Origin of the sequence: Roseomonas chloroacetimidivorans (genome assembly GCF_049629625.1) — a bacterium.
Taxonomy (GTDB): Bacteria; Pseudomonadota; Alphaproteobacteria; order Acetobacterales; family Acetobacteraceae; genus Roseomonas; species Roseomonas chloroacetimidivorans.
The window spans coordinates 1-10,313 of sequence record NZ_JBNBZS010000134.1 but is presented as its reverse complement, the minus strand read 5'-3'; the positions used below and the strand labels follow the sequence as shown (position 1 = coordinate 10,313).

10 protein-coding genes and 3 pseudogenes are annotated in these 10,313 nt (G+C 67.8%); 7 read left to right on the top strand and 6 right to left on the bottom strand.

All coding sequences use genetic code 11. From position 1 onward, the window contains the following. The first annotated feature begins 176 nt into the window (after positions 1-176). Positions 177-491, top strand: coding sequence for a DDE-type integrase/transposase/recombinase (locus ACO1BU_RS34265; protein ID WP_424140391.1), 315 nt, complete (start codon positions 177-179; stop codon positions 489-491). 286 nt (positions 492-777) lie between these two features. Further along, the gene (locus ACO1BU_RS34260; protein WP_424140390.1) at positions 778-2,400 is read left to right on the top strand and encodes a recombinase family protein; all 1,623 of its coding nucleotides are present in this window, start codon (positions 778-780) and stop codon (positions 2,398-2,400) included. A gap of 313 nt (positions 2,401-2,713) precedes the next feature. Here ACO1BU_RS34260 and ACO1BU_RS34255 read toward each other — a convergent pair whose 3' ends face one another. Further along, positions 2,714-3,166: a type II toxin-antitoxin system VapC family toxin gene (locus ACO1BU_RS34255; protein WP_424140389.1), complete on the bottom strand. Its 453-nt coding sequence runs from the start codon at positions 3,164-3,166 to the stop codon at positions 2,714-2,716. After that, positions 3,163-3,444 (bottom strand): FitA-like ribbon-helix-helix domain-containing protein, encoded by a 282-nt coding sequence (locus ACO1BU_RS34250; RefSeq protein ID WP_424140388.1) that lies wholly within the window; start codon positions 3,442-3,444, stop codon positions 3,163-3,165. Before ACO1BU_RS34250 ends, ACO1BU_RS34255 begins: the two co-directional genes overlap by 4 nt. A 734-nt stretch (positions 3,445-4,178) precedes the next feature. On the opposite strand from ACO1BU_RS34250, the gene ACO1BU_RS34245 reads away from it, so the two are divergent. From ACO1BU_RS34245 to ACO1BU_RS34230, 4 genes are all read left to right on the top strand, one after another. Then, the gene (locus ACO1BU_RS34245; protein ID WP_424140392.1) at positions 4,179-4,724 is read left to right on the top strand and encodes a tyrosine-type recombinase/integrase; all 546 of its coding nucleotides are present in this window, start codon (positions 4,179-4,181) and stop codon (positions 4,722-4,724) included. Further along, the gene (locus ACO1BU_RS34240; RefSeq protein ID WP_424140387.1) at positions 4,721-5,479 is read left to right on the top strand and encodes a hypothetical protein; all 759 of its coding nucleotides are present in this window, start codon (positions 4,721-4,723) and stop codon (positions 5,477-5,479) included. Before ACO1BU_RS34245 ends, ACO1BU_RS34240 begins: the two co-directional genes overlap by 4 nt. Beyond that, positions 5,463-6,299: a segregation and condensation protein A gene (locus ACO1BU_RS34235; RefSeq protein ID WP_424140386.1), complete on the top strand. Its 837-nt coding sequence runs from the start codon at positions 5,463-5,465 to the stop codon at positions 6,297-6,299. Before ACO1BU_RS34240 ends, ACO1BU_RS34235 begins: the two co-directional genes overlap by 17 nt. 266 nt (positions 6,300-6,565) lie before the next feature. After that, complete coding sequence (locus ACO1BU_RS34230) at positions 6,566-7,192, top strand: gamma-glutamylcyclotransferase (RefSeq protein ID WP_424140385.1); 627 nt, start codon at positions 6,566-6,568, stop codon at positions 7,190-7,192. Positions 7,193-7,421: 229 nt separating this feature from the next. Here ACO1BU_RS34230 and ACO1BU_RS34225 read toward each other — a convergent pair. The 4 genes and pseudogenes from ACO1BU_RS34225 to ACO1BU_RS34210 form a co-directional block, all read right to left on the bottom strand. Further along, positions 7,422-8,398, bottom strand: a pseudogene (locus tag ACO1BU_RS34225) (IS256 family transposase); the annotation flags it as partial. Then, positions 8,394-8,609 (bottom strand): annotated as a pseudogene (locus tag ACO1BU_RS34220) (integrase core domain-containing protein); the annotation flags it as partial. The pseudogenes ACO1BU_RS34225 and ACO1BU_RS34220, both read right to left, overlap by 5 nt. 16 nt (positions 8,610-8,625) lie before the next feature. Continuing rightward, positions 8,626-9,030 (bottom strand): transposase, encoded by a 405-nt coding sequence (locus tag ACO1BU_RS34215; RefSeq protein WP_424140384.1) that lies wholly within the window; start codon positions 9,028-9,030, stop codon positions 8,626-8,628. Continuing rightward, entirely contained in the window at positions 9,027-9,698 is a 672-nt protein-coding gene (locus ACO1BU_RS34210) for an IS110 family transposase (protein ID WP_424140383.1), read from the bottom strand. Before ACO1BU_RS34210 ends, ACO1BU_RS34215 begins: the two co-directional genes overlap by 4 nt. 331 nt (positions 9,699-10,029) lie before the next feature. Here ACO1BU_RS34210 and ACO1BU_RS34205 point away from each other — a divergent pair. Further along, positions 10,030-10,313: pseudogene (locus ACO1BU_RS34205) on the top strand (IS30 family transposase); the annotation flags it as partial.

Genomic DNA, 10,313 nt, shown 5'->3' with positions numbered 1-10,313 from the left:
CCATCCTGTGCCGGCCGATGGCGCTGAGCACGTAGAGAAGACTGTCACCTCAGGGACCACGTCACGACGAAGGCAGGCAACGAGAGGGCAAGCCACGCATGGAATGCAGCAGGCGAGCATCGCAGAGCAGGCGAGCATCGCAGAGGGAGGAGCTACTCGGATGAGATAAAAGCGCCTTGACCGGCACGGCCGGGATAGAGAAAACCTACGTTCGGGTGACGGTCCGTTGGACCTACCTGTACCGGGCGGTCGACAGCCGCGGCCAGACCATCGACTTCCTGCTCTCAGCCAAGCGGGATGCTGAGGCCGCGAAGCGGTTCTTTCGCAAGGCGCTAGGGCAGCCGCATACGGTGAACCCGCGCACGATCACGGTGGACAAGAACCCGGCCTACCCGTGCGCCGTCACAGAGATGAAGGAAGACGGCGAGCTGTGGCGACGCTCGCGGCTACGCCAGGTCAAGTTCCTCAATAACATAGTGGAGATGGCCTAATCGCAAATGACAAGTTCTGCTTGGTGCGTCGGGCGCGCCTGAGGCTGAGCTGGTCTCGATTGTCGCTCCGGGACCGGTCCAGACGGGCGAGCGCGACATCAGCTGAAGCTCTCCTGACAGGAGGGACAGATGCGATGCCAGTGGAACCTACGCCGGACGATGCAGCCGGATCCGAGCGGCCAGCGCCGCTGGGACCGGGCCTACTAGGAGATCCTGGCCTGGACAGGGGAGCAGGCAGGCGGGTCTGTCGGCGTGTCGCGCGGCCGCGGCGTGCGGGAGGATGGCCATGAGAGTGGCTCTCTATGTGCGCGTGTCGACCCAGCGCCAGGCACAGGCCCAGACGATCGAGCAGCAGATGGAACGGCTGACGGGCTACGCGCGGGAGCAAGGCTGGGACGTGCCAGTCGGCCACGTCTTCCGCGATGAGGGCTACAGCGGCGCGACCCTGCGGCGTCCAGGCCTGGACCGCCTGCGCGACCGCGCCGCCGCCCGTCACCTTGATCTGGTGCTGATCACGGCGCCGGACCGGCTGGCGCGCAATTATGTCCATCAGGTCTTGTTGCTGGAGGAACTGCAAGGGCATGGCTGCGAGGTGCGGTTCCTCGACCGCCCCATGAGCCAGGACCCGCACGACCAGTTGCTGTTGCAGATCCGAGGCGCGGTCGCGGAGTATGAACGGACGCTGATCACCGAGCGCATGCGCCGTGGTCGGCAGCGCAAGTTGGAGGCGGGGGTGATGCTGCCTTGGACGCGACCACCCTTCGGCTACCGGGTCGATCCGGACCACCCACGCGATCCGGCCGGCATCCGGATCGAGGAGGCCGAGGCGGCCATCGTACGCGAGATGTTCGCCTGGTATGCGGAGGAGGCGCACAGCTTCTGTTCGCTGGCACGGCTGCTCGAGCAGCGCGGGATCCGCACCTCGACGGGGCTGGCGCGCTGGAACCTGGCCAGCATTCGCGCCTTGCTGACAAACCCGGCCTATGCCGGACGGGTCTATGGCAACCGCTGGCATCGCCGCGGCACGTTGGAGCGGCGCTCGGCCACGGCCCCCCGCAAGCACTCGGCCATGAGCCGGGTCGATGCGCCGCGTGAGGAATGGATCCTGGTGGCCGAGATCCCGGCCCTGGTCAGCCAGGAGCAGTTCGACCGCGTGCAGGCACGCCTGGCCAGCAACCGACGCTTCGCGCAGCGCAACAACAAGGCCCACCCCTACCTCTTGAGGGGCCTGGTCAGCTGCGGCCTGTGTGGTCTGGCCTGTCTCGCCCGGGCCACCATCCACGAGCATCGCTACTACTCCTGCACCGGTAAGCTGCCCGCCTTGTTCTCGCACCGGGAGCAGAAATGCCCGTCACGGCTGAGCCCGGCCGAGCGTCTGGACGAATTGGTCTGGGCGGATCTCTGTGAGTTGCTGACCCATCCCGATCAGGTCTCCCAAGCATTGGCGCGGGCGCATGGCGGAGAATGGCTGCCGCAGGAACTCCAAGCGCGCCAGCAGGGACTTCGGCGTGGGCAGGCGAGCCTGGGGCAGCAGCTCGAGCGCCTGACGGAGGCCTATCTCGCCGGGGTGGTCATGCTGGACGAGTACCGGCGGCGCCGGACTGACCTCGAACACCGCCAGCAGCAGCTGGAGGACCAGGCGCGGCAACTCGAGGCGCAGGCGGACAGGCAGCAGGAACTCGCCAAGCTGTCCCACTCCATCGGGGAGTTCTGCCAGCGGGTCCAGCAGGGATTGGCCAAGGCCTCGTTTGAGCAAAGAAGGTCCTTGGTGGAACTCTTGATCGACCGGGTGATCGTCACCGACGGGGAGGTCGAAATCCGCTACGTGATGCCAACAAACCGGACCAGCGAGCAGGTCCGATTTTGTCATTTGCGATTGGACTATCGAACAAGACCACCGGCGCGTTAAACGCCTGGTCAGACCGGGCCTTGGCTTCGGCGGCTTCTGGACGGCGAGACGAACACTGGCAGGCTACGAGGTGATGGCGATGGTGAGGAAGGGGCAGGTTCGAGATATCAGCGGACGAGACATGCGGGCCCAAGCCAGCTTCGTCGCCGAACTGTTCCAAGTTGCTGCCTGACCTACCCGCTATCCCGGCCATTTGATGCCCAACGCAATCTTTGCAACGGAACCCATCTGAAAGAACCTCACCATCCATAGCTGTGGTGGTCCTAACCCTACCGGAATGCCCGCTGACGGATGGCGGCCATCTCGTCTTCAGTCATGCGTGCCTCCTGCCCTGCCCCCACTCGGCGAGCGGGATCAGCATGGCCGCCAGCGCCGGATCCGGGTGGCGCGCCATATCGGTGACGAACGGCCGGTCGGCGACCACGACGCCCCGGGCGCCCATGGCGACCGCAAAGGCGACGTAGAGAGTGTCGTAGGTCGAGTGGTTGACGGCTAGGCCGATGTCGAGGGCGACCTCGTGGAGGTCCAGGTCACCGCTGGCGGTCGGCGGGACCAGGGCGCGTAGCAGCGCCAAGCCTTCCCTCGCCTCGTCCGGCGTCCACTTGCCCTTGCGGACCTGGAGCCAGCAGACATTGGCGGCTTCGTTGAGCCAGAAGTCTGGCACCAAGACCTCCTCCTCACCCTCGGCCAACGCCTGGGCGAGACGGCTATCCGGTTCCTCCAGCACCCACTTCAGCGCAACGCTGGCATCGACGACCAGCGTCACCGGGAGCCTGAGCCGTGGAGGAGGCCCCCTGCCCGGCCTGCCCGCGATTGCTCAAGGAGCTCGGAGGCGGTATCGGAACCGCGGCCCGCGGTCCGGCGGCGGAACTCGGCCAAGCGCTCGGCGGCTGCTGCGCGGGGGGCTTGCTGGCGGTCGCCAGTCAGGATCTGCCGGAGGATCTCCCGGTGCTCAGCCTCGGCGGATCGGCCGTGCTCGGCTGCCCGGATACGCAGCGCCCGGACAACGTCGTCGTCGAGGTTGCGGACGGTTAGGGTAGCCATGACGCCCTCTATGCTGCGGTTGCTGTCAACGCATGCATATAGAAGCAGCCAACGATGGAGGGAAGGCGGGCTGAAGGCGACCCTTGGCTGCGCCCTTAGGCGGTCTACAGGGACTTGTTGTAAAATTTTCAGCGGTGTGAGGCGTCCGAAATCCTGAGCATTGGGCGGGGCGTTGCGAAGGGCAATTATACATCTCGTGCCGAGCCCTCCTCGTAGGAAAATTCCTCATTATCGTGCCTTCGCCCGAGAGAGGGGCAGGGGGGCTTGGGGCAGTGGATGCGACGGTCGCGCGGAACACAGCAAAGTCTGAGGTTCTTGAATCCTTCCGACCGGGGCTGCGGTCGTGACCCCACCCGACGGAGCCGGGGGCAGACCGCTCCCTCCGGCCGTTCGGCGCCTGGTGGGGGAGGTCCTCCCCCCTGAGGCGCTGGCTGTGCTCGCTGGCCCGGTGGGCGAGGCGGGCGGCATTTCTCCGCTCCCGGCCTCCCCGGTGGTGGTCGCCGGCCACCTCGCGAGCCTCGCCGGAACGCTTGGGCGCAGCGGGCTGCGCCGGCGGCTCGCCGCCATCGCGCACCAGCACCGGGGGGCCGGGCATCCCTGGGAGACGCGCCACCCGGCGATTGCAGCAACCCTGCGCGGCATTCTCGCGACGCACGGCAAGACCTCGCGCCCGGCGGCGGCCCTGACCTCGGCCGAGGTGAAGCGGCTACTCGCGGCCTGCCTGCGGGACCGACATCGCCGGCCTGCGCGACCGGGCGCTGCTGCTGCTGGGCTTTGCCGGCGCCCTGCGGCGGTCGGAGCTGGTGGCGATCGACCGCGAGCATCTGCGCTTCACAGGCGAGGGGATGACCCTGTTCATCCCGCGCTCCAAGCGCGACAGGGAGGGGGAGGGGGCGACGATTGGCGTCCCACGCGGGCTGAACCCGCTCTCCTGCCCGGTGCGGGCGATGGAGGAATGGCTCCGCCGCACCCGGATCGAGTGGGGGGCGGTGTTTCGCCGGCTCAGCCCCGGGGGCGCGCTGGAGGATCGGCTGAGCCCGCAAGGGGTGTGGAAGATCCTGAGGAAGCGGGCGGAGCTGGCCCGACTCACGGTGGATGAGACGGAGCGCCTCTCCCCGCACGGGCTCAGGGCGGGGTTCATCACCGAGGCCTATCTCAAGGGCGCGCTGGATGAGCAGGTGATGCACCACACCCGCCAGAAGAGCATCGCGACGACGCAAGGGTACCGCCGCCGGGCCCGGATCACGCGGGACAGCCCGGCGCGGCTGCTCGACCTGTGACGGGAACGCTGAGGCGGGACGACGATGAGGGGAGGGACGTCGCGTCGGCCCTCATCGAGGCTGAGCCCGACCCACCCGACCGCCCTTGGCAGCCCACCCCCGAGCCGGTGGACTGGCTTCACAACATCCTGACTATCAGCGGGCCGGCGGAGAGGGTCGCGCGCTTCCAGCTGGCCGCGGCCGGGCCGGGCGTGATCCCCTGGGTGCTGGACCTTGCCGCCTTGGAGGAGGACTTCCTCCTGCCCATGGCAGCACCCGCCGACGGGGTGCGGGCGATCAGCCTCTCGGGTGCCAAGATCCTGGCGCGGCGCCTGCGCGAGGCGGTCGCCCTGAACCACGGGCGCGCGCTCGCTCGCATGGCCACGGACCGAACCTGTCCCTTGGACCTGCACCGGCTCCTGCCGATCCCGGCATCGATCCTCGCCCTGGGGCCGGAGGAGGAGGCGAGTCGGGACTGGCTCCGCGCCCACTGGGGCGTAACCCGGCCGCTTCGCCACGTCCGGGCGCTGCCGAGCACGCTGGACGGGCGCAAGAAGAGGATGGGCCAGATGCGGGTGGGGTTCTGGTCCGCCGACTGGTCGCCCTGGCAGTCGGTCGCGCGCCTGCGCCGCGCCTGGCCCGACCTCACTTTCGAGCTGCGGCCGGACTACGCGCCGGGCGCGGGGGAAGGTACCGGGGCTGAGGGGTGCGAGGCGGCTCAGGAAGGCAAGGGTCGGAGGTCCCGCGCCCGGCGCCGGCGTGTCGCGCGTGGCTGAGGCCGACCTCCTCAGGGCACCGGCCGAGAGCCCCGACGGGGAGGGGAGGGAGGGCCGAGCCTCCCAGGGCGACGCTACCCCGCATCTGAGCGTGGAGGGCTTCGAGGGACCGCTCGACTTCCTGCTGGAGATGGTGCGCCGCCAACGGGTCGATCTCGGTCCGCTCTCCATCCTGGCCCTGACCGACCAGCTGGTGGGGGCCATCGAGAATGGTGGTGGACGCATTCGCCTCGAGCGCCGGGCGGAGTGGCTGGTCATGGCGAGCCAGCTCCTGCTGCTCAAGGCGGGGCTGCTCGCACCCGCCAGCCCGGAGGAGGCGCAAGAGGCTGAGGCCGCGGCCAGTCGGCAGCTGGCCCAACTGGACGAACTCGCCCGCATGCGGGCGGGGGCCGACTGGCTCGCCGCCCGGCCGCAGCTCGGGAGGGTGGTGTTCGGCCGGGGAGGGAGCACCCCACCCCAGGCGAGACCACAGGCGGAGCTCTATGTCAGCTTTCTGGAGGCCACCCTCGTCCTCCTGGAAGGGAGGGACGGGCAGGGGACCGAACCGCCGGCCAGTTACCGCCCGGCCCCGCTCGATCTGTGGCGCATCCCGGATGCCCTGAAGCGCATCACCGAACTGCTCCGGCAGACCCCGGCCGGTGTGCCCATTGAGCGCTGCCTGCCGCCGCTCCTAGAACACACGCCCGACCGGCCGATCCGGCTCCGGGCGGCGCTCGCCAGCACCCTGGTCGCAGGGCTGGAACTGGTGCGGGACGGATCAGTCCGGGTCAATCAAGACCATGCGTTCAGCCCAATTGTCCTTGAACCTGCTCTCACATGAACCCGTGGGGATGAGACAGATGGTCTCCAGTACCACCGAGCAAAGGGTCCGTCGCTCGAAGCGCCTCCGGCAACCCCGCATGCCCGACCTTTCTGACACCCGCCGGATTACCTCCCGACGTGGATAGGGACAAACCATGCGGGGCTCAGGACCAGGTTCCACCTGTGCCCGAGAGGGCTGCCGGATCGGAAGAGGCAACGGAGAGCGAAGGTCCGGGGGCGCACGTCCTCACACGTGAGAGGCTGCTAAGCGGGGCCGTGGAACGGATGGTGCGCGATGCCGGCAGCGGAACGGTGCTGACCGATGCGGAGCGCGAGAGATCCCTGCGGGAGACACTTGCCGCCCGCCCGGACGATGGCTCACCCGTCTGGCTTTTCGGTTACGGCTCGTTGATCTGGAATCCGATCATTCACTACGTGGAAAGCCGTGTCGCCACTGTTGAGGGCTGGCAGAGAGCCTTCTGCCTCTCCACCCCTGCGGGGCGTGGCTCCCCTGAAAATCCAGGCCTGGTGCTCGCACTGGACCGTGGAGGAAGCTGCACCGGCGTTGCGTTTCGCATAGCGGAGGATGTGCTCACCGACGAGCTCTCCATCGTCTGGCGGCGCGAGATGCTGACGGGGGCCTATGTCCCGCATTGGGTAGCGCTGCATGACAGCACGGGACGGGTGTTTGGCAGCGGGATCGCCTTCACCATAAACCGGAGCGGGCCGCAATATGCCGCACTGCCCGAGGACGTGACCATTCAGCGTCTCGCGACGGCTGAGGGACAGCTCGGGACAGCAGCGGAATACCTGTTCCAGACCCAGGATGGCCTGCAGCGTCTCGGAATCCGCGATCCGCTGATCGATCACTTGGCGCAGGCAGTGTCCGAGGTGCAGAAGACCAAGCAGTGACGGCACCGGCGATGTAGAAACCGCGACTGTGCTGACTTCAGACCTCCGACCGTTCTGCCCCTGCATTGCGTGTCCTCAGATGAGCCAGACATAGGCTGCGGCAAGGTGGATGGCGCCGAGGAAGTTGCGGGCGGTCTTGTCGTAGCGGGTCGCGATGGCGACTGCTGGTGCCGTCGCAAAGGCTGTAGGAAATCGCGTTCAGTGTCTCCGGCACGATGACGGTACTGCTTCAGGCGGCGAGGTCAATCATGCTCCTGGCAGGCGGCTGACCGAGGCTCTGCCAGCCATCGACCTTGCGCATGCTGATCTGGCCGGAGGCGAGCAGCGCCCAGAACAGCATGGCCGCTGTCTCGGCCGAGGGCAGCACGGTCTGCGCTTGATTCGGCGCTTGAACTCTTCATGCAGGTGCTCAATCGCATTGGTGGTTCGCGCTGACTTCCACTGGCTGGAGGGCAACCGGGTGAAAGCGAACAGCGCCTCGCCGGCCTCCTCGAGGCTGCCGGCGACGGCCTGGCACTTCAGCCGCCACTTGCGCAGGAAGGCCCGGCGCCGGGCCTCGATCTCCTTTGCGGTCTCGGCGTAGATCATGTCCGTGTAGTCGGACGAGATCTCCTCGTGCAGCCGCTCCGGCGCGTGGGCGAGAAGGTTCCTGTGCTTGTGAACCGTGCAGCGTTGAGTTGGCACCTCTGGCCAGAGGGCAGCCAGCGCCTTCTCGAGGCCGGCCGCGCCGTCGACGATCAGGAACTCCGGGGTCCGCAGCCCGCGGGCAACCACGTCGTCGAGCACGGCCCGCCACGCGGCCTCGCTCTCCCCACCCATGTTGCGCACGGTGAGCAGCGCCTTCTGCCCGTCCCGGCGCACGCCGAGCACCACCAGCAGCGAGACCGAGGTGGCCTTGCGGGCCAGCCGGACCCGCACCACGGTCCCGTCCAGGATCAGGCGGACCACCTCCTCCCCCGCCAGGTCGCGCCGGCCCCAGGCCTCCCAGTCCACGGCCACCTTTCGCCAGGCCCGGCTGACCACGTCCTTGCCCAGCGCGCCCCGGAACAGCGCCGCCAATGCCCGCTGCACCCGGCGCGTATTGGTCCCAGCGAGGTAGGCGCCGGCGATCAGCGCCTCGAGTTGGCGCGTCCGCCGGGCGTAGCGCGGCAGCACGGCGCTGTGAACCGCCCCGGGTTCGCCGGAGGCTGATTTGCTTGGGTTACGCGGCCAGGGCAGGTGCCTCTAGCTGAGCATAGTAGCGCACTTCGGCCTCGGCCGGCGGGATGTTGCCGATCGGCTCGAGGAGGCGGCGGTTGTTGAACCAGTCCACCCATTCGAGAGTTGCAAACTCGACAGCCTCCATGTTGCGCCAAGGACCGCGTCGGCGGATCACCTCAGTCTTGAACAGGCCATTGATCGTCTCGGCCATCGAATTGATGCTCCTATAACGGTCAAGAGGCTGCTTCGCGGGCTGGAGGGCGCCTTTCATTGCCGCAGAGGTATCCAAAGATCTCGCGCGCGACGAAGCGCTTGAGGCAGCGGATGATCTCCATTTTGGCCTTGCCCTCGGCGGTTCGCCTGCGGACGTAGTCGAGGGTCGGCTGGTGATGGCGCATCCGGACGATGACGACACGGTAGAGCGCGGCGTTTGCCTGTCGGTGGCCGCCGCGGTTGAGCCGGTGGCGGGTTGTCTTGCCGCTCGACGCAGGAATGGGGCAGGCGCCGCAGAGCTTGGCGAAGGCCGCTTCGGAGCGGATCCGCTCAGGGTTGTCGCCGACAAGGATCAGCATTTCGGCCGCGGTGCCGGTCGAGATCCCGTGGGCCTCCATCATGGCTGGGGCGCAGGCGGTCGTCATGGCCTCGAGATGCAGGTCATGCGCCTTGATCTCGGCATCGAGCGCCAGCCAGCGTCGAGCGAGGGCTCGCAGGGCGGCTTTGGCCGTCGCCGTTGTCGCGAGGTGAGCGCTCCCGGCCGTAGGGCTGCCAGATGCCGGATCAGTGCCATCCTGCCGGGTATCGCGTCGAGCTGCTCGCGGAGGGCGGCTGGAGCACTGACAATGATGGTCCTCAGCGTGATCATCGCCTGTGACCGGCTCTTGACGGCGGTATCACGCGCCACCTTGAGGTGACGGATCATTTCCGCTGAGCTGGTGCCGGACTTGGGCTGCGCGTCAGCCTGGCCGCCGAGTACGGCGCGGGCGGCGCTTTCCGCGTCAAGTGGGTCGCTCTTGCCGTGCTGATGCCGGAGCTGGCGATTGGGGCGGTTCACCTCGAGGACGGTATGGCCTGCTGCCTGCAGGGAACGCGAAAGGCCGGCTCCATAGGAGCCGGTGCCCTCTATGCCGAAGGCCCGAACCGGGCCAAAGGATCGCGCCCAGGCGTCCAGTTCCTGATACCCTTTGGGGTTCGCCGGGATCGTCCTCGTGCCAAGGCGTGCGCCAAGCCCGTTGAGGGCCACGGCAGCATGCACATCCTTGTGGGTGTCGACGCCGATGATGATCTCGGTCGGGCTGGTCTCGCTCATGCCAGGTAGCTCCCAGATGGTGAGAGCCTGACGGTTTGCCGCGAGCGGACAGGACTGTGACGGGACGGACCCTCAAGCTCCTATCAGGTCACGTCTCGGCGGACCGTCAGGCACCGCCTGGGGAGCCGACACGTCAACACAATGACACGCGGTCAATCGTAGCAAGGGTCAGACCCCCCAGGCGGCTCCGACACTCTCACAATCGTAGCTATCTCCGACGCTGCCGACAGAGGGCTCGATACCGGCCTTGAGCAGCCGCTCTGTGTATCGAATCCCAACGTATTGGGTGGATTCCAATGGTCGTCGCAACACCAGGGCGGAGGGTGGCGCGATGGCGGGTCGGCGGCGTTCGGATAGGGCCATGCGGGATAAGGTGCGGTCGCCGGGTCGGCCGCCGGTAACGCGGCAGGAGCATCGGCGGCGGTTCTGGGCATTGATTGCCAAAGGGCTTTCGAGCGAGGACGCGGCGATGGAGGTTGGGGTATCGCAGCCGGTCGGGTTCCGGTGGTTCCGGGAGGCGGGCGGGATGGCTCCGTCGCACCTGTCGCGGTCGTCGAAGCTGCCCTCTGTGCGGCACCTCAGCTTTGCCGAGCGCGAGGAGATCGCGCTCTGGCG